We start from the raw sequence: 22,466 nt of genomic DNA, 5'->3' as shown, positions 1-22,466 counted from the left end.
ACGGTGAGGGACCGGTACCCGCCACGATGGTGCCATGCATACAGCGCTCTCGACGACGACGCCGGATATCTCGCGCCGCGATCTGACTCTGGATCTCGCCCGCGTCACGGCCGTGTGCTTCGTGGTCATCGTGCACTTGCTGCAGGTCGGGGTGGGGTGGGGCCCCGCCGGCTCCCTCGTCACCTCACGGCCCGCAGAGATGCAGCCCTGGTTCGATACCGCGACCTGGTTCGGACAGATCATGCCGCTCTTCTTCGTCGTCGGCGGATTCGCTTCCGCGGCGGGGTGGGCGACGTGGACGGCCCGCGGCGGTGATGCCCTCGGCTTCGTGCGTTCGCGGACGTTGCGGCTGGCGCAACCGGCCCTGCCCCTGTTCCTCTTCGTCGCGGTCGTCCTGGTCGCCGCCACCGCCATCGGGGTCGATCCGTCGCTGGTCGCCGCCGCCGTCGTCGGAGTCGGGATGCCGCTGTGGTTCCTGGCCGCATACCTGTTGTGCCAGGCGGTGGTCCCCCTCGCCGCTCAGTGGCATGCGCGGGCCCCTCGGGGAACCCTCGCGGTGCTTCTGACCGCAGTCGTGGCGGTGGACGCCCTACGGTTCCTCTCCGGGGTGGAGGAACTGGGCTACCTCAATCTCCTGTTCGTCTGGCCCCTCATCCAGCAGCTGGGATTCTGGTACCGCGACGGGTGGTTCGATCGCCGCTCGGCGGTATCTCTCCTCGCCCTCGCGACCGCCTGCTACCTCGTGGTCGGCGCCGTGGTCGTGTGGGGGCCCTACTCCGACAACATGCTGGCGAATCTCAACCCGCCCACTCTTCCCCTCGTGCTGTTCGGTCTCGCTCAGGCGTGTCTGCTGCGTCTGGCGAAGCCCGCGCTCACCGCGCTCATGCGCACGCGCCTCGCGCAGGGGGTGGTGTTCGCGGTCGGATCCCGCCTGATGACGGTGTACCTGTGGCACCTGCCCGTCATCCTCATCATCTCGGGGATCGCCCTGCTCATCCCCGGCGCAGCTCCCGCACCCGCGAGTCCGCAGTGGTGGGCGACGCGCCCCCTGGTCTTCCTGGCGACGGCGATCGTGCTCGGGTTGCTCTCGCTGATCCTGATCCGATTCGAGGCGCTGGGCGACCTTCCGCCGGCACCGGGATCGGTCATCCTGGCGATCGCGTGGTTCTGCGCATTCCTCCCGCCCTTCGCCGTGACGCTGCAGGGGATGAACACGGTCCTCGCGGTCGGCGGAGCGGTCCTGTACACGGCATCCGTCGTTCTGCTCCGAAGAGGGCGGCGACGACGCGCCTCGTGAGAGCGACGGCGGAAAAGAAGAAGAGCCGGTCCCGATGGACCGGCTCTTCTTTCTCGATTGTGGAGCCTAGGAGATTCGAACTCCTGACATCCTGCTTGCAAAGCAGGCGCTCTACCAGCTGAGCTAAGGCCCCGCGAGGGAAGGGGTGGGGCTACCAGGACTTGAACCTGGGACCTCTTCATTATCAGTGAAGCGCTCTAACCGCCTGAGCTATAGCCCCGTCTCGCTGACGTGATGTCAACCTCGAAGACTTTACCGGACTCGCGAGGTTTTGACGAATCGACGTCAGTTCGAGGTGAACCCGACGAGAAGGCCGCCGGTGACCTTGACCGCCAGGTTGTAGATGCCCGCCATCACGGCGCCCAGCACCGTGACGATGACGAGGTTCAAGATGGCGATGATGGCCGCGAACGCCATCACCTGGGGAAGGCCGACGTACTGGGACAGGGTCGCACCACCGTCGGTAAAGCTGGTGAAGAACTCATCGAGCTTCGTCAGCAGTGTCGCCGAGACAACGAGGTAGATCAGGAAGTACGAGACCACCGTGACGATGGCCAGGGCGACCGCCGCCAGGAACGACAGCTTCACCGCCGACCAGAAGTCGATGTACACCAGGCGCAGTCGGACCTGCTTGGCGGGGGTCTTGTGAGTCGACTTCTTGGCGAGCTTGTCGGCTACCGTGCTCATGCGTCAGTACTTTCCTCGGGGGTCTCGGAGGAGGAGGCGTCGGCCTCGTCCGCGGGGGAAGCGGCGGGCTCCGTGGTCGTCTCCGTCGTCTCGGTCAGGTTCCGCTCTGCGTTTCGGGCGATGGCGATGATCCTGTCATCACCTCCGGCTCGTGCGAACACGACACCCATGGTGTCGCGCCCCTTGGCGGGGACCTCGGCCACGGCAGAGCGTACCACCTTGCCGCTGGCAAGAACCACGAGGACCTCGTCGCCCTCCGACACCATCATTCCGCCCGCGAGAACGCCGCGATCATCGGTCAGACGAGCCACCTTGATGCCCAGACCACCACGGTTCTGCATGCGGTACTCGGTGACCGCGGTGCGCTTGGCGTATCCGCCCTCGGTCACGACGAAGACGAATTCGTCGTCCTTCGCCACCGATGCCGAGAGCAGGCTGTCCCCCTCGCGGAAGTCCATACCCTTTACGCCTGAGGTCGACCGACCCATCGGTCGCAGCGCACTGTCGGTGGCGGAGAACCGCAACGACTGTCCGAGGCGGCTGATGAGCAGGATGTCATCGCCCTCGTCGACCAACATGGCGCTGACCAGCTCGTCCGCACCGCCCTGTTCGGCCTCGTCGCCCTCTTCCGCGACCTGGCCGCGGAGCTTGATGGCGATCACACCGCCCTGTCGGTTGGTGTCGTACTCGTCGAGGCGGGTCTTCTTGACGAGACCGTTGCGGGTCGCGAGCACGAGGTACGTCGCGACGTTGTAGTCGCGGATGTCGAGGATCTGCGCAATCTCCTCATCGGGCTGAAGGGCGAGCAGGTTCGCGACGTGCTGACCCTTGGCATCCCGGCCGGCCTCGGGGACCTCGTAGGCCTTCGAGCGGTACACGCGACCCTTGTTCGTGAAGAACAACAGCCAGTGGTGCGTCGTGGTGACGAAGAAGTGCTCGACCACGTCGTCTGCGCGCAGCTGCGCGCCCTTCACACCCTTGCCGCCGCGATGCTGCGAGCGGTAGTTGTCGCTGCGTGTGCGCTTGATATAGCCGTCGCGGGTGACCGTGACGACCATCTCCTCTTCGGCGATGAGGTCTTCGATCGAGACGTCGCCGTCGAATCCGTGCAGGATTTCGGTGCGACGGTCGTCGCCGAAGCGATCGGTGATCGCCGTGAGCTCGTCGCGGATGATGGTGCGCTGACGGGCGGGGGTGGCGAGGATGTCGTTGTAGTCCGCGATCCGCGCCTCGAGCTCGGTGGCCTCGTCGACGATCTTCTGACGCTCGAGGGCCGCGAGTCGACGCAGCTGCATGTCGAGGATGGCCTGCGCCTGGATGTCGTCGATGTCGAGAAGCTTCTGCAGGCCCTCGTTGGCATCCTGAGCCGTCGGCGACCGACGGATGAGCGCGATGACGTCGTCGAGCGCGTCGAGCGCCTTCAGATAGCCGCGCAGGATGTGCATGCGCTCCTCGGCCTTGCGGAGGCGGTACTGCGTGCGACGCACGATGACCTCGACCTGGTGGTCGATCCACAGGCTGATGAAGCCGTCGAGAGACAGGGTGCGGGGCACGCCGTCGACGATCGCGAGCATGTTCGCGCCGAAGTTCTCCTGCAGCTGCGTGTGCTTGTACAGGTTGTTCAGCACGACCTTCGCGACGGCGTCGCGCTTGAGCACGACGACCAAGCGCTGACCGGTGCGCCCCGAACTCTCGTCGCGGATGTCGGCGACGCCCGTGATCTTGCCCTCGCGAGCGAGGTCGCCGATCTTGACGGCGACGTTGTCGGGGTTCACCTGGTAGGGCAGCTCGGTGATCACGAGGCACGTGCGGCCCTGGATCTCCTCGATGTTGACGACGGCCCGCATCGTGATCGAGCCTCGGCCGGTGCGGTAGGCGTCCTTGATGCCGCGGGTGCCGAGGATCTGCGCACGCGTCGGGAAGTCGGGGCCGGGAATGCGCTCCATCAGCGCTTCGAGCAGCTCCTCGCGCGTGGCATCCGGGTTCTCGAGGGCCCAGAGGGCACCGGACGAGACCTCGCGCAGGTTGTGCGGGGGGATGTTCGTGGCCATGCCGACCGCGATGCCGACCGAACCGTTGACGAGCAGGTTCGGGAAGCGCGCGGGAAGGACCGTCGGTTCCTGGGTCTGACCGTCGTAGTTGTCCTGGAAGTCGACGGTCTCTTCTTCGATGTCGCGCACCATCTCGAGCGCGAGAGGAGCCATCTTGGTCTCGGTGTATCGGGGCGCGGCCGCACCCTGGTTGCCGGGCGAACCGAAGTTGCCCTGACCGAGAGCGAGGGGGTAGCGCAGAGACCACGGCTGCACGAGGCGCACGAGGGCGTCGTAGATGGGGGCGTCACCGTGCGGGTGGTAGTGACCCATCACCTCGCCGACCACACGGGCGCACTTCGAGAACGACTTGTCGGGACGGAAACCGCCGTCGTACATGCCGTAGATCACACGGCGGTGCACGGGCTTGAGGCCGTCACGCACATCGGGCAGAGCGCGCCCGACGATGACGCTCATCGCGTAGTCGAGATAACTCCGCTGCATCTCGAGTTGGAGGTCGACCTGGTCGATCTTCCCGTGGTCGTGCGCCGGCTCGCCGCGGACGTCGTCGGATTCGGGCGTGATGTCGTCAGCCATGTCTTCTCAGTTCCGTGATGAATGCGTCGTGCGAGATCAGATGTCGAGGAAGCGGACGTCTTTGGCGTTGCGCTGGATGAAGCTGCGTCGCGACTCGACGTCCTCGCCCATGAGCACCGAGAAGATCTCGTCGGCTGCGGCGGCGTCGTCGATCGTGACCTGCTTCAGCGTGCGCGTCTGCGGGTCCATCGTGGTCTCCCACAGCTCGTGATCGTTCATCTCGCCGAGACCCTTGTAGCGCTGGATGCCGTTGTCCTTGGGGATGCGGCGACCGGAGGCCTGTCCGTCGATCAGCATCGCGTCGCGCTCGCGGTCGCTGTACGCGTACTCGTGGGGGTGGTTCGACCACTTCAGTCGGTACAGCGGCGGCTGAGCGAGGTAGACGTAGCCGGCCTCGATGAGCCCGCGCATGTAGCGGAACAACAACGTGAGCAACAGCGTCGTGATGTGCTGACCGTCGACGTCGGCATCGGCCATCAACACGATCTTGTGATACCGCGCCTTGGCCATGTCGAAGTCTTCGCCGATGCCCGTGCCGAAGGCCTGGATCATGGCCTGGACTTCCTTGTTGCCCAGGGCGCGGTCGAGACGCGCGCGCTCGACGTTCAGGATCTTGCCGCGCAGCGCCAGGATTGCCTGCGTGTGCGGATCGCGACCCTGCACCGCGGAGCCACCGGCCGAGTCACCCTCGACGAGGAAGATCTCGCTGATCGAGGGATCCTTCGAGGTGCAGTCCTTCAGCTTGTCGGGCATCGCGGCCGACTCGAACACGCTCTTACGGCGAGCGGTCTCGCGTGCCTTGCGCGCGGCGAGGCGCGCGGTCGCGGCGTCGATCGCCTTGCGGATGATGTTCTTGGCCTGACCCGGATTGCGGTCGAACCAATCGCCGAGCTTGTCGCCCACGACCTTCTGCACGTAGGCGCGCGCCTCGGTGTTTCCGAGTTTGGTCTTGGTCTGACCCTCGAACTGCGGTTCCGACAGCTTGACCGAAATGACCGCGGTGAGACCCTCGCGGATGTCGTCGCCGGTGAGGTTGTCGTCCTTCTCTTTGAGGAGGTTGTTCGCGCGGGCGTAACGGTTCACGAGCGTCGTCAGCGCGGCGCGGAAACCCTCTTCGTGAGTGCCGCCTTCGTGGGTGTTGATCGTGTTCGCGTAGGTGAAGACGTTCTCGGTGTATGCGGTCGTCCACTGCATCGCGAGCTCGAGGGCGATCTTTCGATCGGTGTCCTCGGACTCGACCTCGATGATCTCGTCGTTGATCACGTCGGCCTTGCGCACGCGGTTGAGGTGCTCGACGTAGTCGACGAGCCCACGCTCGTAGAGGAACGTGTCGTGACGGGCTTCGGTGACCTCTTCGCCCGGTTCGCCCTCCGTGATGACGGACTGCGGACGCTCGTCGCGCAGGCTGATGCGCAGGCCCTTGTTGAGGAAGGCCATCTGCTGGAAGCGCGTGCGCAGGGTGTCGTAGTCGAAGTCGATGGTGTCGAAGATCGTGGCATCCGGCCAGAAGGTGATCGTCGTTCCCGTCTCGTCGCTCTCTTCGTCCTTCGAGAGCGGAGCGAGCGGCACACCGCCGTCGCGGAACGACTGACGCCACACGTGCCCCTGGCGCCGGACCTCGACCTCGAGGCGCGTGGAGAGGGCGTTCACGACCGACGAGCCGACACCGTGCAGACCGCCCGAGACGGCGTAGCCGCCCCCGCCGAACTTTCCGCCGGCGTGCAGCACGGTGAGCACGACCTCGACGGTGGACTTGCCCTCGGTGCGGTGCATGTCGACCGGGATGCCGCGGCCGTTGTCGACCACGCGCACGGCGCCGTCACCGAGGATCGTGACCTGGATCGTGTCGCAGTAGCCGGCCAGCGCCTCGTCGACGGAGTTGTCGACGATCTCTTGCACGAGGTGGTGCAGACCGCGCTCACCCGTGGAGCCGATGTACATACCGGGACGCTTGCGAACGGCCTCGAGGCCCTCGAGCACCTGGATGGCGTCCGCCCCGTACTCGTTGGGAACCTTCTTCGCCGCGGCGGGGACTTCGGGTTCCTCGGAAACGCTGTCGGGGTTTTCGGACGTCATAGGTACGCGCGCTCCAGATCGATTCGTCGGAACTCCCATCCTATCGCGGAAGGGCTCTCGAAATGGCTTGTACGCCCCTACGCGGGGATAAATCGCGTCGAGCCGGGATCGACCATGACTCAGCCGTAGGTATCGCGCGGACCGCGGCCTGGAACGGCTCTGGGCCCCCATTTCCAAGAGGGGACGTCCGGGCCTACGAACCGGATCGCCTCGACACCGGCCTCGGGGAAGCGCCGGAGGATCTCCGACAGGATCTGCGCGCGCATGAACTGCAACTGCTTGGCCCACGCCGTCGAATCGGCCTGAACGGTGAGCGTTCCGTTCTCGAGGGCCACCGGGCGCGTGTGCGCCGCAGTGTCGGCTCCGGCTACCTGATCCCACGTGCGCACGAGGTCCTCGCGCGAGAGTTGGGGCTCCCACCCCGCCGACTGGGTCAGCGCCGAGATCACATCGCCCAGACCGCGCGGGTCGCGGCCCGGGCTGAAGGGAGCGTTCTCGCCGTCGTCCGCCCGACGACGACGCTTCTTCTTGCGGTACGGAGAGGGCTCGAGCCCACGAAGCCGCAAGTAGGTCGACATCGTTTCGGGGATCTCGGCGTCGTCACTCACCGCGGGGCTCCTCGATGCGGCCCGCCTCGACGCGGACGACGTGTGCCCGCAAGACATCGGGCACATCTTCTTCGACGGCCGAGGTGACGATGACCTGCTCGTAGCCACCGGCCAGCTCGGCCAGTCGGGTGCGGCGGCCGGCGTCGAGCTCGGCGAACACGTCGTCGAGGATGAGAACCGGGTCGCCCAGACGCGACTCGGCGCGGAGGAGTTCGGCGGATGCCAGGCGCAGAGCGAGCGCGACCGACCACGACTCTCCGTGCGAGGCGTAGCCCTTGACCGGCAGACCCCGAACGCGCAGCACCAGATCGTCGCGGTGCGGGCCCACGAGGGTCAGACCGCGCTCGAGCTCAGCCGAACGCTTCGCCGCGAGGGCTGCTCGGAACTGATCGGCCAGAGGCTCGCTCGATCGCGCGCCGTCGACGGCATCCCCCTCTTCGGGGTCGCCGCCGCCCACGGAGAGCGCCCACGACAGCCGCGGTTCGTGGTCGGCGCCGGCGATCGCTGCATAGGCCGTGGCCACGGGATCGGAGAGGTCGGATGCCAGCGCGCTTCGCGCCTCGATCACCTCGGTGCCCAGGGTGACGAGCTTGTCGTCCCAGACGTCGAGAGTGCTCAGCGCCTCGCCGCGGAGTCCCCGAGCGCGCGCCGACTTCAACAGGGCGCTGCGCTGGCGGAGCACGCGATCGTAGTCGCCGAGCACTCCGGCCATGCGCGGGGTGCGCTGGACGATGAGCTGATCGGCGAACCGGCGGCGGGCGGAGGGGTCGCCTCGCACGATCTGCAGGTCTTCGGGGGCGAAGAGGACCACCTGTGCGTACCGGGGGAGCTCGGAAGTGCGGACGTTGACGCCGTTGACGCGGGCCTTGTTCGTGCCCTGGCGGTTCAGCTGCAGCTCGAGCAGGACGCTGCGCTCACCGTGGGCGAGCCGGGCGCGGACGATCGCGGCATCCGTCCCGTCTTTCACGAGAGGGGCGTCGTTGGAGACGCGGTGCGAGCCGAGAGTCGCAAGATACGCCACCGCCTCGACCAGGTTCGTCTTGCCCTGGCCGTTGCGGCCGACGAACACGTTCGCCCCCGGGGAGAGCATGACATCGGCTTCCGCGTAATTGCGGAAGTCCTTCAGTCCGAGCTGCTCCACGATCACCGAGTCAGACTACCCGCCGCCTCCGACACGGCAGCGTGGGTTGCCGCTCAGCGCAACAGCAGGTTGGGCTGCAGGAGGTACTTGAACGTCCCCTCGCCGCCCTTCTCGACCGACGTCTGCGGGGTGACCAGCACGGGGCTGAGCTTGTTCGCGTTGTCGCTCGAGGTGAAGGTGATGCGCGTGAACTCGCTGCGGACGGCACCGAGCGATTCGATGAGGTACTGCGGATTCAGGCCGAGAGTGACCTCGTCGCCCACGAGCGTCGCGTCGACCGACTCGGTCGCGCGCGCCTGCTCGGTACCGGCCGCGTCCATCGAGACGCCGTCGGGGCCGAAGGTGAAACGCAGCGGCGCGGAGCGATCGAGCACGAGGGCCACGCGACGGACCGCTTCGACGAGCTCGGCGGTGTTGACCACGCTGTGGTGTTCGGTCTGCGCGGGGAAGAGCCGGCGCACGGGCGGGAAGTTGCCCTTGATGAGCAACGACGTGACGGTCTTGTTGCCCGACGAGAAAGCGATGATCTCGCGGTCGCCCGAGCCCGAGAAGGCGATGGAGATGTCGCCGCTGTGAGCGAAGGTCTTGCCGACTTCCTGCAGCGTACGCGCGGGCACGAGAGCGGAAGTGGTCTCATCGGATGCCACGGCTCCGCCATCCCACGGGATCTCGCGGAGCGCGACGCGGTAGCGGTCGGTTGCGACCAGGCTCAAGCGGGTGCCGGAGACCTCGAGCTGCACGCCGGTGAGGACGGGGGTCACGTCGTCGCGCGAGGCCGCGAACGCGACCTGTGCGATCGCCGTGGCGAACTCGTCCGCGGGAACGAGACCGGACTCGCCCGTGACCTCGGGGATGGCCGGGTACTCCTGCACGGGCATGGAGGCGAGGGTGAAGCGCGCGGAGCCGCAGGTCAGCAGGATGCCACCGTCGTCGTCGACCGTGATCTGGATCGGAGCGTTGGGCAGACGGCTCGCAATGTCGCTGAGGAGTCGGCCGTGCACCAGGATCGTGCCGGGCTCGTCGACGGTCGCCTCGATCGTCGTGCGCGCCGAAGCCTCGTAATCGAAGGCGGCCAGGGTCAGTCCCTGTTCGTTGGCCTCGATGAGCACACCGGCCAGGATCGGCTGCGGGTTTCGCTGGGGCAGGAGCTTGACCACGAACGAGACGGCTTCGCTGAACACATCGCGATTGACGTGGAACTTCACGGGTGCTCCCTTGACGGCGGGTATGGCTTACCCATGCTAGTGCCCCCTTGCGGTGACGCCCGCCGAGCGACGTCCCCACGGCAAGGTCATCGAATCTCTCTTAACAAAGAACTTGGATCTTCATCTTGTTAACAGCTGTGGAGAGTGTGGATAACTCGCGACACGCTTGTTAACAGCAGGGAACCAGGGGTCTGTTAACTGTGGACGAGCTGCGGAGAGCCTGTCGAGTTAACACCGGTCGTCGCGACGACCTCCCCCTGCTCCTCCACAGCGTTAACGCCTCAGTGCACAGATCATCCCGAGGAAAATCGAGTTATCCACAGGTTTTCCACACTGTGTAGAACCACCCCGGAAACACCCCGTGAGAGACGCTCCACGCCCGGTCAGAGGCAGAAAAAGCGAAGGGGCCCGAGCCACCGGTGGTGGTCGGGCCCCTTCGGGAGACAGGCGCTCAGCGCATGCGGCCGAGCTGGCTGGTGATCTCCGAAACCTGATTGAAGATCGATCGACGCTCCTTCATGAGGTCGCTGATCTTCTTGTACGCGTACATCACGGTCGTGTGATCGCGGTTCCCGAACAGCTGCCCGATCTTGGGGAGCGAGAGGCTCGTGCGCTCACGGCAGAGGTACATCGCGATCTGACGCGCGGTGGCCACCGCCTGCGAGCGGCTCGAACCGTAGAGGTCGTCGACCGACAGCTTGAAGTACTGCGCGGTCGCCGTGATGATGTCCGTCGGCGAGATCACGTTCGCGTCGTCCTGGTCGATGATGTCGCGAAGGACCGTCTGGGCGAGCGACATGTCGAGCGTCGAGCGATTCAGACTGGCGAACGCGGAGACACGGATGAGGGCGCCCTCGAGCTCGCGGATGTTCGACGAGACGACCGTGGCGATGTATTCGAGCACGTCGTCGGGAATGAGAAGTCGTTCGCTCTGCGCCTTCTTACGGAGGATCGCGATGCGCGTCTCGAGGTCGGGCGCCTGGACGTCGGTGATCAGACCCCACTCGAAGCGGCTGCGCATGCGGTCTTCGAAGCCGGTCAGCTGTTTCGGCGGCAGGTCGCTCGTGATGACCACCTGCTTGTCGTGGTCGTGCAGCGTGTTGAACGTGTGGAAGAAGGCTTCCTGCGTTTCGGCACGGCCCTGCAGGAACTGGATGTCGTCGATCAGCAGGATGTCGACGTCGCGATAGCGCGCCTGGAAAGCCGAGCCCCGGTTGTTGGCGATCGAGTTGATGAAGTCGTTCGTGAACTCTTCGCTCGAGACGTAGCGGACCCGGATGCCGGCGTACATGCTCGCGGCGTAGTCGCCGATCGCATGCAGGAGGTGGGTCTTGCCGAGTCCCGAGTCGCCGTAGATGAAGAGCGGGTTGTACGCCTTGGCCGGCGCTTCGGCGACAGCGACCGCCGCGGCGTGCGCGAAACGGTTGGACTGGCCGATGACGAAGTTGTCGAAGGTGTACTTCGGGTTGAGGCGGGTGTCGTTCCGTGACGCCGGGACGATCGGCTCGGGAGCCTGCTCGTTGATGGTCGAGAGCGCGGGTGCCGCCTGCGGGCGCTCTTCCCGCGGAGCGGCGGAGGAGCTGCGCTGCGTCTCGATCACATCGGGGTTCACGACGACGCGGAACGTGCCGATCTGAGGATCTTCTCCCTGCACGTGGGCGAGTGCCTCGAGGATCGGCGTGCGCATGCGCTTGTTGAACTGGGCTGCCGTGAGGTCGTTCGGCACGTCGAGATAGAGGGTGCCCCCCATGACGCCCTGCGGAACGGCGAGGTTCAGGAAGCCGTGCAGCTGCGGGGTGACGCGGTCGTCGGTGAGAAGCTGGTCCAACACGGATGACCAGACGGGTACATCCGGTGCTTCGTGCAGAGACATAGCCCCTCCGGGGTCTTGACGCGACGGGTGATCGACGTGTCGCGTCGAACCTGTGGATAACTTCCGGGGCCACGCTAGTTCGAGGCCCTGTCGGAGCAAAATCCACTGTAGGACGCGGCCGCGTGTCTTTTCCACGCTTGTGTACAACGCCTGGGGATAATGGGCGGTCGCGTTCTCGGTTTGAGTTAACGCCGCGCTCGACGTAGCCTTAGTCGGTTGACTTATGCCTATACGGCAGTCCCGACCCCCGTCCCCGGCAGAAGAGCATCGGGCGACATCACCTCCGGAGTGACCCATGAGCAAGCGCACCTTCCAGCCCAACAACCGCCGCCGCGCCAAGAAGCACGGCTTCCGCGCCCGCATGCGTACGCGTGCCGGCCGTGGCATCCTGGCCGCACGTCGCGCCAAGGGCCGCACCGAGCTCTCGGCCTGACGGACCCGGTGCTCGCGAAGCCGAACCGACTCACCCGCGGATCGGACTACAAAGCCACGGTCCGACGGGGCACTCGCTGTGCCGGAGCGCACACCGTGACCTACGTCGGAACCTCGGCTGAGACCGATTCGCCCCGGTTCGGCTTCATCGTGAGTCGACAGGTCGGCTCCGCAGTCACCCGCAACACCATTCGCCGCCGCCTCAAGGCGGTGTGCGCCGAGGCGCTCCCGTCTGTTCGCGGGGGCGCCTCGATTGTCATCCGTGCGCTGCCCTCGGCCGCGACCGTCGACTATCCGACGCTCCGCGCCGAAGTGGTGCGATGCCTCGAACGAAAAGCATCGGTATGAGTGCCTCGACTCTCCCGACCTCGTCTACGGGGGCCGGTCGGCTCACGGCCGACGGTGTCATGGCATCCATCCCGCTCCTCCCCCGCAATGCGGGGCTGGCGCTGTTGCACGCGTATCGAGCGACGATCTCGCACGTCTACGGCGACGTGTGCAAGTACTACCCGTCCTGCTCCGCCTATTCGGTGGGTGCCGTGCAGCAGCATGGACTCGTGAAGGGCATCGCGTTCACCGCGGCCCGTCTCGCACGCTGTCATCCCTGGGCTCAGGGTGGCATCGACGACGCCCGTCCTCATCGGGCCTTCCGCCACGAACTCACTCGGCACGGATTCGTCGTGCCCTCCCGAAAGGACTGATCGTGCAATTCGATCTCATTGGGACCATCCTCTGGCCACTGAAATGGGTGGTCGAACTCGTGCTGGTGGGGTGGCACGCCCTTTTCACCGCGTTGGGCATGGCTCCCGCGGCCGGCCTCACCTGGGTTCTGTCGATCGTGGGCCTCGTGCTCATCGTGCGCGCCGCCCTGATCCCGCTCTTCGTGAAGCAGATCAAGAGCCAGCGCAAGATGATGGAGATCGCTCCCGAGCTGCGCAAGGTGCAGGAGAAGTACAAGGGCAAGCGCGACCAGCTGTCCCGCGAGGCGATGAGCCGCGAGACCATGGCGCTGTACAAGAAGCACGGGACGACGCCGGTTTCGAGCTGCCTGCCCCTCCTCGTGCAGATGCCGATCTTCTTCGCGCTGTTCAGCGTGCTGAACGACGTGTCGAAGCACGCCGCCAGCGGTATCGGCGGTGTGGGTCTGCTGACTCCCGAACTGACGACCGAGTTCTACGACGCGCGCCTGTTCGATGTGGCATCCATGCACGTCAACCTGGTCACCGCATGGGGGCAGGCCGATGGCCAGGTCACCGTCGCGATTCTGCTGACGCTCGTCGTGCTCATGATCGGCTCGCAGTTCTTCACGCAGCTGCAGATCATCTCGAAGAACCTGTCGCCCGAGGCCAAGACCGGTCAGGCGTACCAGATGCAGAAGATCATGCTCTACATCCTGCCGCTGGCGTTCATCTTCTCGGGTGTGTTCTTCCCGCTCGGTGTCGTCATCTACTGGTTCGTGAGCAACCTGTGGACGATGGTTCAGCAGTTCGTGGTCATCCGCGAGATGCCGACTCCCGGTTCCGACGCCGCGAAGGCTCGCGAGGAGCGCCTGGCGCGCAAGGGCAAGGCCATCGATTCGTCGGGCAAGGTCGTTCCCATCGAGAAGTACCGCGCTGAGCAGCAGCGACTGCTCGAAGAGACCGAGAAGGCTCGTGCGGCCCAGCCGAAGCGCCAGCAGCCGGTGGGCAAGCAGCGCGCGAAGAAGCAGCAGCAGTCCACGAAGAACACCGGCGCTGCGGGTGGACCCGCTGGCAACGCCGGTTCCGCACCCGCCTCCTGAGAACCGGAGATCACGATGACGACGTCCGATCAGATCGCACCCGAGCAGACTGCCGCCACCGAGGAACAGCTCGAGCAGGAAGGCGACATCGCCGCCGACTACCTCGAGGGCCTTCTCGACATCGCCGATATCGACGGTGACCTCGCCATGGACGTGCGCGCAGGACGCGCCTACGTCTCTGTCGAGGCCGAGGATGCGGCGGCTCTGTCGACCCTCTCGCACCCCGACACGGTGCAGGCTCTTCAGGAGCTCACGCGTCTCGCGGTGCAGAATGCGACGGGCCGGTTCTCACGGCTCATCCTCGATATCGGTGGATCCCGGGACGCGCGCCAGCGTCAGCTCGAGAACCTTGTCGATCGGGCGATCGCTCGCCTCGACGAGGGTGCATCTCAGGCATCGCTCCCGGCGATGTCGAGCTACGAGCGCAAGCTGGTGCACGACATCGCGGCCGATCGCGGTTTCTCGTCCGAGTCGTTCGGTGAGGGCGCCGATCGTCACACCGTGCTCCGCCGCGGCTGAGCCTCAGGATGCCGGAACAGCTCGAAAGCGAGCCGAGTGCTGCATCGACGCTCTTCGGTGTGAATCTCGAGAAGGCTCGTCGCTTCACCGAGAATCTCGCGGTCCACGGCGAGGAACGTGGGCTCATCGGCCCGCTCGAGGTGCCGCGACTGTGGACGCGTCACATTCTGAACAGCGCTATCGCGGCGCCGTTCTTCGAGGGTCGCGCCGTCGACGTGGGCTCTGGTGCCGGCCTGCCCGGGCTCGTGCTCGCCATCGCCCGACCGGACGTCGAGTGGACGCTCATCGAGCCCATGGAGCGCCGTACGGCGTGGTTGTCGGAGCAGGTGGCCGAGCTCGAATTGGAGAACGTCACCGTCGCGCGTATGCGCGGCGAGGAGTGGGCTGAGGGTCGAGTGTTCGACGTCGCGACAGCCCGTGCGGTGAGCGCTCTGCGGACCCTTTTGCCGTTCACCGCTCCCCTGGTGCGTCCCGGCGGTCGTCTGGTCTTTCTCAAGGGTGCCAATGTCGGTGCCGAGGTCGAGGCCGCCTCGAAGCAGGTGCGCAAGTACGGCCTCAGCGATGTTTCTGTCGAAGTCGTCGGCGAGGGTGTCCTCGAGGAGCCGACGCGGGTCTTTCTCGCCACCGTCAGTCGTTGACCTTCCAGTTCGCCATTCACCTCAGCGAGCGGCATCGGCTCATGCTGTTTCCTATGTAATTCCTATGGATACTTGCCCTCTCGCCTCACCGGCGGCCTGACTTCAGCCGGCTGTCTCGTCCGTGTCGTGTGCGTTCGCGCCACGAGTAGACGCAGGTGAATGACGGTCGAAGTCTTGCTCGCGGATCGCCTGGGGTTCCGCGGTGTTCTCGTTTTATCGGTGTCCCAGGTTCCGGTGACAGCCGTCCGATAATGCCAGGTTCACACCTCTGCCATAGGACGAACAGTTGCGATAGGTCCCGCCAGGCGATCCCGCACCGGTAACGGTAGATGATCGCCTCGACCATCAGCCTCGCGTCGGAGAACTTCCGCCCCGGCCGACCGGTGGGACGGGGAAGCATGTCCTCAATCGACGACCACAGAGCATCCGAAAGCACGTGAGTCCGCGATATCAGCCGAGCGTCTCAGACATCCCCAACGGATCGCGGTGGGCTCGCCCCGTCAGCGACACGTCACGCCCGCCACTACTGGTTGCTGAGGGCGATCCGGTTACCCTCGCTGTCAGCCAGCTCTGCAACAATTAGGCCGTCGGCGACTTCTGTAACGGGGTACAGCACCGATCCACCGAGCTTTTGCGCCCTCGCTACCACTGCTTCGACGTCGTCCACCGACACGTAGACGCGAGTGCCATCGATGGATGGAACGTACGATTCGCCCTGCATCAAAGCGATAACCGCGCCCGCTGCGTCCGAATCGTCATCGAGGATGCAACACTGATGACCGTCAAGGACCGTCCGCCGCACCGAGGCACCGAAGAGACCGCGGTAGAAGCGTTCCGCACGTTCCAAATCCTCTGCCGGGATCTCAACGTACGTCGCTCGTACGTGAACCCTGGTCATGCCCACGACCATAGTGGAAGCAACCAGACCCTGGCAGAGCGTGATCGCGCGGAGGCGCCCACCCGATGCCGCACCGCGGAACGTGTATTAGACACGCCCTAGTCGTCAACCGGTTCCTCTGCCGCCGTCGCGGAGAGAGCGGCCACCACGCCACGGCGATCTGTGTGCCATTGTGCGTGGCGGCCTCTTCGCGGCGCCGCAAATCGTTCGCAGCCGGCAGCGACTTCGGGAGCGAGGCGCAGGCGCGCGATTGGCATGAGGCGCGGCGACCCGTCGCGCGTCCTCGGAGTGAGTCGCTGGGCCATTAGACCCACTCGGGTAGATCGGCTCAAGCATCTCCGTGGGTGAGGGAACGGGCCATTGACCGGTTTGGCGACGATTCGTATGGGGCAGGCGAGTCTCCCCCCCCGGTAGCAGCAGCCTGGCTCGGACTCGGAGGCTATCGGTGGTCGACGGCGGGGATTGCGATACTGCGGCGAAGCGGGCTCCCCCCCGGCCCGCGGTCGGTCGGACTTTCCGATGCTCCGGTGTCGTTTGGTGTCACGTTAAGTGGTTCGTACGTATGGCAGTGGCCGCTAGGTGGTAGCACTGCGGAAGTGGCGAGGTGCCGCCATGTGTGGTGCAGGGTCACTGGCGCGCGATGATCTGGCCCGACGTATCCGGGAGACCGTCGGGGTGCTTGAGGCGCGCAAGGTGTTTCACGTGAAACGTCAGCTGAAGTTGATTGGATTTGAGAGGTGAAATGTAGATGGCGGGGTTGTCCGTCTTTGAAGTTTGGCCGAAGGAAGGTTCTGCGCCATCCCTGACCGTTCGCTCAATCCGTTCCGGTGCTTGGCTTTTACATCGACTTTCTGTACTGACTGCAAGGGGAAGAGCTGATCAGGCAGCCCCGCCCCCTCGCGCCGTTTCACGTGAAACATTGGCAGCGCCGTACCTGGGTAGCGGGAATCTGGAGTGCCTCGTTCGTGGGGTCGAGTCACGGTGAGGAAGGAGACCTGTGATCGCGAGCAGTGTCACCGACGGTGCATTGCAACGCTACGGGCGGTGGCCCGTCGCCCCTCCCCCGCCAGGTTGTCGCCTAGTTCACCGTGCCACAACTCATCGGAGATGTTTCACGTGAAACAGGCCATGTGACCAGCGCAGTGGGCTCGTGAAACCGAGGACCCCAGCGTGTGCCGTGACGCGCGTGGGGTTAGTGCGCGGAGCTGATGTTAGGGAGGCTCGAGCGCCATCGGATTCCGTTCCGAGAGCTGCCGCTCGTGCTGGCTCAGGAGAGACGCGTCACGGGGCAGAAAGAAGATGCCGAGGCTGCTGCAAGCGATCACATCGAACGAGCTGCGCGGTGGTGAGACGAGTTCGACATGCTGCTCGGTTGCCCTTGGAGGGATGGCGTCCGGTTATCGATCGGGGACGGCTGTGGCACTCCCCTGCAGGCGCCCGTGAGCGGTCGGATGGCCAGACAGTCGGCAAAGGTATGCACGTTCTGACGGGGTGTTCCGTAGGTGGGGCGCTTGCATTCTCGCGCAAGGCCCCGTTGGCAAAGGCGGGTGGGCGTATTGCCGGGAATCACCGCGAGAATAGACGTGTGAGTGGACTGCCGGCATGCGCTGGTGACGACGCGAGATTTCCGTGTGGCTACCCCGGCTGTCGCTCCTGCGCCGCCGCCAAAGGGACGCGCTCCCAGCCACGATCTCGCTGGCACGCAGAACCTGACCCGGCAACCGCTGCGAGTCTGACTTTGCTTTGGGGGTCCAGCGTCACAGTTCCGACCGCGGGGCCGTTACAGAAGGGTGGGCGTCGCTGCGTCCTCCCCTGCGCACCGAGGGTTGATGGGTGAGCCGAGCGCGCATGTGTGGAGTGAACAGCTGGGCGCGGACGGTTGGTCACTCGCTCGCCGCGGGTTGGCGCGACCGGTGAGCGGGAGTGGGCGAGTGCGGCAAAACAATCAATCACTGACGAAGAGGTATCGCCTCCCTGTCTCGCTCGCCTACGCCCGTGCCAACTCGGTCCCCAGTCGATCCAATGCAGCGCTGGGACTGGTCCCTGATCTCACAGCGCGCTTTAGCTGAGGGGTGCGCGCGCGAGCTGCGCAGTCATGCAGACCCTCCGGCCACCGGCTCGTGGGATCGCGCTAAGACGCACTACCTCGCATCTTGAAGCGACCGTGAGCGCGCCACCACTGAACGATCCGACTTTGTCTCGGTGTGACGTTGGTGCGCGGCGAACCTTCCGGGGTCGCGTCCCTGAGGTGTGGACACGCGCTGAGCCCGCTCGCACCTTCGCTGGCGGGTTTCACGTGAAACACAATCGCTAGCCCCGACGGTTGAACGTAGCCGGCTGAAGCGTAGCCAGCTGACCCAGCACGGAGCTCGCGTCGGCAGAAGCCTGGACGGCCCCCCCCGACGATTCTCGTCACGGTCGCGGATGGCGGGAAACGATGGAGAAGCAAGCCGGACCCAGTGTTTCACGTGAAACATGACGACACCGTGCGGCAGGAAATCGCGCGAAGAACGGATGCCGTGCACCCGAGTGACCCTCATGAGCTCGCGAGACGAGGACCCCGGGACTGATGGGCGGACGTGTAGCGGTGAAGAGTCCGGGATCTCTAGTCCCCGCGCCTGCCATCACACACCGGGCGCGCGGGTAGACTGGGCGAGTTGCTGACGGAGAGGTGCGTTTCACGTGAAACAGTCCGATGAGGCGCCCGCGTCGTCTTCGTTCGACGACTCTCCGATCGCACGAGAGATCGCGAATCTCTCCGCCCGTCGACGGACTCTCGAAGAGACGTCCGTTGAGCTGTCGGGTCGTACGCGTGTGTTCACGGTGTCGAATCAGAAGGGCGGGGTCGGTAAGACCACGACGGCTGTTAACATCGCGGCGGCGCTGGTGTCGGTCGGAGCTCGTGTTCTGGTCGTCGACCTCGATCCCCAGGGCAACGCGTCGACGGCACTCGGCGTTGCGCATAGTGCCGATACTCCGAGCGTGTACGACGTGCTCATAGATGAGTTCCCTCTCGCGGACATCATTCAGACCAGCCCGGAGTCCCCCAACCTCTTGTGCGCACCCAGCACGATCCACCTCGCCGGCGCCGAGATCGAGCTCGTGTCGCAGGTCGCGCGAGAGCATCGCCTCCGCGGAGCACTACGTGATTACCTCGATCGCGATGAAAATCGTCTCGACTTCGTGATCATCGATTGCCCCCCATCTCTCGGGCTCCTGACCATCAACGCTTTCACGGCCGCCGACGAGGTTCTGATTCCCATCCAGTGCGAGTACTACGCGCTCGAGGGACTCAGTCAGCTACTCGGTAGCGTGCAGATGATCCAGAAGCATCTGAACCCGGGCTTACATGTCTCGACCATTCTGTTGACGATGTACGACGGACGAACCCGGTTGGCGCAACAGGTCGCCGAAGAAGTCCGCTCGCACTTCACGGACGAAGTCTTGAACACCGTCATCCCCCGCTCGGTACGCGTCTCAGAGGCTCCGAGTTTCGGACAGACCGTCATCGCGTACGATGGCCAGTCAGCGGGCGCCATTGCCTACCGCGAGGCCGCGGTGGAGATCGTCGCTCGCGACACCACGAAGAAGGGTTCCTGATGGCCAAGAGGACCGGTCTGGGCCGCGGTATCGGCGCCCTCATCCCCACCATGGAGCCGTCGGAGGCGCGTCCCGTCGATGTGTTCTTCCCCGACGGGAACGTCAAGGGCAAGGACGCCACCGTTGAGACCGTCGGCGATCAGACGTCCGACTCGTCCCTCGTCACGGTGCCCGGTGCGCGCCTCGTCCACATCGACCCGAAGTCGATCGTTCCCAACCCGCGCCAACCACGTACGCACTTCGACGCCGACGATCTGGCGGAGCTCATCCACTCCGTCCGTGAGTTCGGAGTTCTGCAGCCCGTTGTCGTGCGGGACAAGGGCGACGGCACCTACGAGCTCATCATGGGTGAGCGCCGTACTCGAGCGTCTCGCGAGGCGGGGCTCGAGACGATCCCGGCTGTGGTGCGCGAGACCGAGGATGAGTACCTCCTCCGCGATGCCCTCTTGGAGAACCTCCACCGGTCGCAGCTCAATCCGCTGGAAGAAGCTTCCGCCTACCAGCAGTTGCTGGAGGACTTCGGCATCACGCAGGAGGAGCTCGCGACGCGAATCGGTCGCTCCCGCCCGCAGATCAGCAATACCATCCGTCTGCTGAAGCTGCCGGTGCCCGTGCAGCAACGCGTCGCTGCGGGTGTCCTGAGCGCTGGGCACGCTCGTGCCATCCTTTCGCTGGATGACCCCAAAGAAATGCAGAAGCTCGCCGACAAGATCGTCAACGAGGATCTCTCGGTGCGGGCGGCCGAAGCTGCGGCCAAGATGCCCGGCGTTGCACCCGTGCGCCAGAAGCCCCGGGCCGGGTCGCAGCAACTGGGTCTGGACGCCATCGCCGACAGGCTCGGTGATCGCTTCGATACCAAGGTGCGGGTCTCGCTGAGTGCAAAAAAAGGCCAGATCAGCATTGATTTTGCAAGCATTCAAGACCTCAATCGCATTCTCTCCACGTGGGGCGAAGAGGGCTACACGGGCTGAGCGCTCGCTCGGGTGCTTCTCTCGCGGTCAGCGAACGGGTTCCGAGGCCCGATGTCAGCGGCCCGACGTACGCTGGAACGGTGACAGCGAACGACGACAACCCGCGCCGTCGCGCTAGCCTCGAGCTTCTGCGCGCGGAGGCCTCCGACGAACTCGCGGTTTTGATCCACGAGCGCCTGCGCGGGGGTGAAGACCCGTGGGACTTCATGGAAGACCTACCGAGTGTCGACGAGCTGGTCGTGCTCATTCTGCGGGCTGACAACATCTCGGAGAACGGCGGCGTCCGACCCACCCGCGCACGCAACTACCGTGTGCTCCGGCAGATCGCTCTCGACTACCCCGCACTCACGAAGGCTGTGTGGCGCATCCTGGGCGATGAAGAGCCGCACCGGCGCTGGGATGCCAGCGCCCGTCTCGACGCCTCCTGAGGGGCCTCAGGCGCCCGTGGGGACCGCACCCATCATCTGACCCACGAGGACGTGCTCCGCACTTCCAGGAGTCCTGGCATCCGATCTCGTCCGAGGGTGATCGCGCGGTGACCCGCAACGGTGAGAGTGTCGTGTCTCGCCGTCTGAACGCTCGGTGCCGCTGCTAGAGGTGTTCCGGCGCCCCCCGGGCCCTTCTTCGACAACCCTGTACCCGTAACGCAAACGTCCCCGGCACCAGAAGGCGCCGGGGACGTTCAAACGAGAGATCTCAGCCGAGGAAGGCGGCGAGATCCTGCTCGAGCGCGTACTTGGGCTTCGCACCGATGATGGTCGTCTTGACCTCGCCGCCCTGGAAGACCTTCATCGCGGGGATCGAGGTGATCTGGTACTTCATCGCGAGGTCGGGGTTCTCATCGACGTTGAGCTTGAGAACGGTGATCTTGCCCGCGTTCTCGTTCTGGATCTCGTCGAGCACGGGGGCGACCATGCGACACGGTCCGCACCACTCGGCCCAGAAGTCCACGAGAACGGGTCCGTCGGCCTGCAGGACGTCCTGCTCGAACGTTGCGGAGGTCGTCGCCTTGGCAGTCATTGCATTTCTCCTTAGATGAAAGCGTCAGTTGGTGAAAACGCCGGTGAGCTTGGTTTTGTTCCTCAGACGACCGCGGCGTCGGGGAGGCCCTCGATGGGGCTCTCGGCGACGGCGGGCTCGCCGGCCTCACCGCGCGCGGCGAGGAAGTGCTCCACGTCGAGTGCGGCGACGGTGCCACTGCCCGCGGCCGTGATGGCCTGACGGTAGGTCGGGTCGATGACGTCGCCGGCGGCGAAGACACCCTCGACCGACGTGCGCGACGAACGGCCGTCGACCCAGATGGTGCCCTGGTCGGTCAGCTGCAGCTTGTCGTGGACGAGGTGCGTGCGGGGGTCGTTTCCGATCGCGACGAACAGGCCGTCCAGCGGCAGCTCGCGCGTGGAGTCGTCGACGGTCGAGCGCAGGCGCACGCCGTTGACGGCCTCGTCGCCGAGGATCTCGTCGACGGCGCTGTTCCAGATGAACTCGATCTTCGGGTTTGCGAACGCGCGCTCCTGCATGATCTTCGAGGCGCGGAGGGAGTCCTTGCGGTGGATGATGTAGACCTTCGACGCGAACTTCGTCAGGAAGTTGGCCTCTTCCATCGCGGAGTCGCCACCGCCGACCACGGCGATGGTGCGGTCACGGAAGAAGAAGCCGTCGCAGGTGGCGCACCACGAGACGCCGCGGCCGGACAGGCGGTCCTCGCCCTCGAGGCCGAGCTTGCGATAGGCCGACCCGGTGGCGTAGATGACAGAGACGGCCTCTTCGACCTTGCCGCTACCGAGGGTGATCTTCTTGACTGGGCCGTCGAGCTCGAGCGATACGACGTCGTCGTACAGGACCTGGGCGCCGAAGCGGTCGGCCTGCGCCTGCATCTTGGCCATGAGGTCGGGACCCTGGATGCCGTCGGGGAACCCGGGGAAGTTCTCGACCTCGGTCGTGTTCATGAGATCGCCGCCGGCTTCGACGGAACTCGCGACGACGAGGGGCTCGAGGTTGGCTCGGGCAGCGTAGATGGCGGCCGTGTATCCGGCCGGGCCCGATCCGATGATGATGACGTGACGCACGTTTGCGCCTTCCTCTCGTTGATTCCGTCGGATGAAACCCATGGT

At 65.4% G+C, this 22,466-nt stretch carries 21 protein-coding genes and 2 tRNA genes; 10 read left to right on the top strand and 13 right to left on the bottom strand.

The genetic code is table 11. The annotated features are described in order from the left end of the window. Positions 1-34 precede the first annotated feature (34 nt). Positions 35-1,297, top strand: a complete 1,263-nt coding sequence (locus OVA17_RS05965; protein WP_267788838.1) for an acyltransferase family protein — start codon at positions 35-37, stop codon at positions 1,295-1,297. A gap of 60 nt (positions 1,298-1,357) precedes the next feature. Here the strand turns inward: OVA17_RS05965 and OVA17_RS05960 are convergent. The 9 genes from OVA17_RS05960 to dnaA form a co-directional block, all read right to left on the bottom strand. Then, positions 1,358-1,430 (bottom strand) — tRNA-Ala (locus OVA17_RS05960). A gap of 13 nt (positions 1,431-1,443) precedes the next feature. Further along, positions 1,444-1,517 (bottom strand) — tRNA-Ile (locus tag OVA17_RS05955). 65 nt (positions 1,518-1,582) lie between these two features. After that, positions 1,583-1,984, bottom strand: coding sequence for a DUF3566 domain-containing protein (locus OVA17_RS05950; RefSeq protein ID WP_103207439.1), 402 nt, complete (start codon positions 1,982-1,984; stop codon positions 1,583-1,585). After that, on the bottom strand, positions 1,981-4,611 hold the full coding sequence (gyrA, locus tag OVA17_RS05945) for a DNA gyrase subunit A (RefSeq protein ID WP_267788836.1): 2,631 nt from the start codon (positions 4,609-4,611) through the stop codon (positions 1,981-1,983). Before gyrA ends, OVA17_RS05950 begins: the two co-directional genes overlap by 4 nt. A gap of 36 nt (positions 4,612-4,647) precedes the next feature. Further along, positions 4,648-6,687, bottom strand: a complete 2,040-nt coding sequence (gyrB, locus tag OVA17_RS05940) for a DNA topoisomerase (ATP-hydrolyzing) subunit B (RefSeq protein WP_267788834.1) — start codon at positions 6,685-6,687, stop codon at positions 4,648-4,650. A gap of 119 nt (positions 6,688-6,806) precedes the next feature. Continuing rightward, positions 6,807-7,295: a DUF721 domain-containing protein gene (locus tag OVA17_RS05935; RefSeq protein ID WP_246078171.1), complete on the bottom strand. Its 489-nt coding sequence runs from the start codon at positions 7,293-7,295 to the stop codon at positions 6,807-6,809. Beyond that, positions 7,288-8,442: a DNA replication/repair protein RecF gene (recF, locus tag OVA17_RS05930; RefSeq protein WP_267788833.1), complete on the bottom strand. Its 1,155-nt coding sequence runs from the start codon at positions 8,440-8,442 to the stop codon at positions 7,288-7,290. Before recF ends, OVA17_RS05935 begins: the two co-directional genes overlap by 8 nt. 47 nt (positions 8,443-8,489) lie before the next feature. Further along, positions 8,490-9,641: a DNA polymerase III subunit beta gene (dnaN, locus tag OVA17_RS05925; protein WP_141377057.1), complete on the bottom strand. Its 1,152-nt coding sequence runs from the start codon at positions 9,639-9,641 to the stop codon at positions 8,490-8,492. 451 nt (positions 9,642-10,092) lie between these two features. After that, on the bottom strand, positions 10,093-11,514 hold the full coding sequence (gene dnaA / locus OVA17_RS05920; RefSeq protein WP_267788831.1) for a chromosomal replication initiator protein DnaA: 1,422 nt from the start codon (positions 11,512-11,514) through the stop codon (positions 10,093-10,095). Positions 11,515-11,809: 295 nt separating this feature from the next. Here dnaA and rpmH point away from each other — a divergent pair, with 295 nt between their 5' ends. Genes rpmH through rsmG form a run of 6 tightly spaced genes read left to right on the top strand, consistent with a single transcriptional unit; the run spans position 11,810 to position 14,883 of the window. Next, on the top strand, positions 11,810-11,947 hold the full coding sequence (gene rpmH / locus OVA17_RS05915) for a 50S ribosomal protein L34 (RefSeq protein WP_013584598.1): 138 nt from the start codon (positions 11,810-11,812) through the stop codon (positions 11,945-11,947). Positions 11,948-11,955: 8 nt separating this feature from the next. Next, the gene (rnpA, locus tag OVA17_RS05910) at positions 11,956-12,294 is read left to right on the top strand and encodes a ribonuclease P protein component (RefSeq protein WP_115916435.1); all 339 of its coding nucleotides are present in this window, start codon (positions 11,956-11,958) and stop codon (positions 12,292-12,294) included. Further along, positions 12,291-12,647: a membrane protein insertion efficiency factor YidD gene (gene yidD / locus OVA17_RS05905; RefSeq protein WP_267788814.1), complete on the top strand. Its 357-nt coding sequence runs from the start codon at positions 12,291-12,293 to the stop codon at positions 12,645-12,647. The genes rnpA and yidD overlap by 4 nt, the downstream gene beginning before the upstream one ends. A gap of 2 nt (positions 12,648-12,649) precedes the next feature. Beyond that, positions 12,650-13,726 carry a membrane protein insertase YidC gene (gene yidC / locus OVA17_RS05900; RefSeq protein ID WP_267788812.1) on the top strand — a complete coding sequence of 359 codons (1,077 nt, stop codon included), beginning with the start codon at positions 12,650-12,652 and terminating at the stop codon, positions 13,724-13,726. Positions 13,727-13,741: 15 nt separating this feature from the next. Further along, positions 13,742-14,245 (top strand): protein jag, encoded by a 504-nt coding sequence (locus OVA17_RS05895; protein ID WP_210075538.1) that lies wholly within the window; start codon positions 13,742-13,744, stop codon positions 14,243-14,245. An 8-nt stretch (positions 14,246-14,253) separates the two neighbouring features. Then, entirely contained in the window at positions 14,254-14,883 is a 630-nt protein-coding gene (gene rsmG / locus OVA17_RS05890; RefSeq protein ID WP_210075536.1) for a 16S rRNA (guanine(527)-N(7))-methyltransferase RsmG, read from the top strand. Positions 14,884-14,968: 85 nt separating this feature from the next. Here rsmG and OVA17_RS16415 read toward each other — a convergent pair whose 3' ends face one another. Beyond that, positions 14,969-15,319, bottom strand: a complete 351-nt coding sequence (locus tag OVA17_RS16415; protein WP_420712430.1) for a transposase — start codon at positions 15,317-15,319, stop codon at positions 14,969-14,971. Positions 15,320-15,406: 87 nt separating this feature from the next. Further along, complete coding sequence (locus OVA17_RS05880) at positions 15,407-15,781, bottom strand: VOC family protein (protein WP_267788809.1); 375 nt, start codon at positions 15,779-15,781, stop codon at positions 15,407-15,409. Between the two features lie 2,682 nt (positions 15,782-18,463). On the opposite strand from OVA17_RS05880, the gene OVA17_RS05875 reads away from it, so the two are divergent. The 3 genes from OVA17_RS05875 to OVA17_RS05865 all read left to right on the top strand — a co-directional run bounded on the left by OVA17_RS05875 (position 18,464) and on the right by OVA17_RS05865 (position 20,780). Next, positions 18,464-19,381 (top strand): ParA family protein, encoded by a 918-nt coding sequence (locus tag OVA17_RS05875; protein ID WP_324289919.1) that lies wholly within the window; start codon positions 18,464-18,466, stop codon positions 19,379-19,381. Further along, positions 19,381-20,352, top strand: a complete 972-nt coding sequence (locus OVA17_RS05870; protein WP_267788808.1) for a ParB/RepB/Spo0J family partition protein — start codon at positions 19,381-19,383, stop codon at positions 20,350-20,352. The genes OVA17_RS05875 and OVA17_RS05870 overlap by 1 nt, the downstream gene beginning before the upstream one ends. A gap of 80 nt (positions 20,353-20,432) precedes the next feature. Beyond that, positions 20,433-20,780: a tryptophan synthase subunit alpha gene (locus tag OVA17_RS05865; protein WP_210075527.1), complete on the top strand. Its 348-nt coding sequence runs from the start codon at positions 20,433-20,435 to the stop codon at positions 20,778-20,780. Positions 20,781-21,048: 268 nt separating this feature from the next. Here the strand turns inward: OVA17_RS05865 and trxA are convergent, their stop codons facing one another. Together trxA and trxB are read right to left on the bottom strand one after the other, a co-directional pair. Continuing rightward, positions 21,049-21,372: a thioredoxin gene (gene trxA / locus OVA17_RS05860; RefSeq protein ID WP_056225032.1), complete on the bottom strand. Its 324-nt coding sequence runs from the start codon at positions 21,370-21,372 to the stop codon at positions 21,049-21,051. 62 nt (positions 21,373-21,434) lie between these two features. Continuing rightward, positions 21,435-22,421, bottom strand: coding sequence for a thioredoxin-disulfide reductase (gene trxB / locus OVA17_RS05855; protein ID WP_267788807.1), 987 nt, complete (start codon positions 22,419-22,421; stop codon positions 21,435-21,437). Positions 22,422-22,466: the final 45 nt, after the last annotated feature.

The sequence above is a fragment of the Microbacterium sp. SL75 genome (assembly GCF_026625865.1).
Classification (GTDB): domain Bacteria; phylum Actinomycetota; class Actinomycetes; order Actinomycetales; family Microbacteriaceae; genus Microbacterium.
Note: the sequence above shows the minus strand (reverse complement) of the source record. Positions and strands in the feature narration are given on the sequence as shown.

Coding starts and splice junctions, on each gene's coding strand:
- OVA17_RS05965 (WP_267788838.1), top strand. CDS start 35: ATGCATACAGCGCTCTCGACGACGACGCCGGATATCTCGCGCCGCGAT.
- OVA17_RS05950 (WP_103207439.1), bottom strand. CDS start 1,984: ATGAGCACGGTAGCCGACAAGCTCGCCAAGAAGTCGACTCACAAGACC.
- gyrA (WP_267788836.1), bottom strand. CDS start 4,611: ATGGCTGACGACATCACGCCCGAATCCGACGACGTCCGCGGCGAGCCG.
- gyrB (WP_267788834.1), bottom strand. CDS start 6,687: ATGACGTCCGAAAACCCCGACAGCGTTTCCGAGGAACCCGAAGTCCCC.
- dnaA (WP_267788831.1), bottom strand. CDS start 11,514: ATGTCTCTGCACGAAGCACCGGATGTACCCGTCTGGTCATCCGTGTTG.
- rpmH (WP_013584598.1), top strand. CDS start 11,810: ATGAGCAAGCGCACCTTCCAGCCCAACAACCGCCGCCGCGCCAAGAAG.
- yidD (WP_267788814.1), top strand. CDS start 12,291: ATGAGTGCCTCGACTCTCCCGACCTCGTCTACGGGGGCCGGTCGGCTC.
- OVA17_RS05895 (WP_210075538.1), top strand. CDS start 13,742: ATGACGACGTCCGATCAGATCGCACCCGAGCAGACTGCCGCCACCGAG.
- rsmG (WP_210075536.1), top strand. CDS start 14,254: ATGCCGGAACAGCTCGAAAGCGAGCCGAGTGCTGCATCGACGCTCTTC.
- OVA17_RS05880 (WP_267788809.1), bottom strand. CDS start 15,781: ATGACCAGGGTTCACGTACGAGCGACGTACGTTGAGATCCCGGCAGAG.
- OVA17_RS05870 (WP_267788808.1), top strand. CDS start 19,381: ATGGCCAAGAGGACCGGTCTGGGCCGCGGTATCGGCGCCCTCATCCCC.
- trxA (WP_056225032.1), bottom strand. CDS start 21,372: ATGACTGCCAAGGCGACGACCTCCGCAACGTTCGAGCAGGACGTCCTG.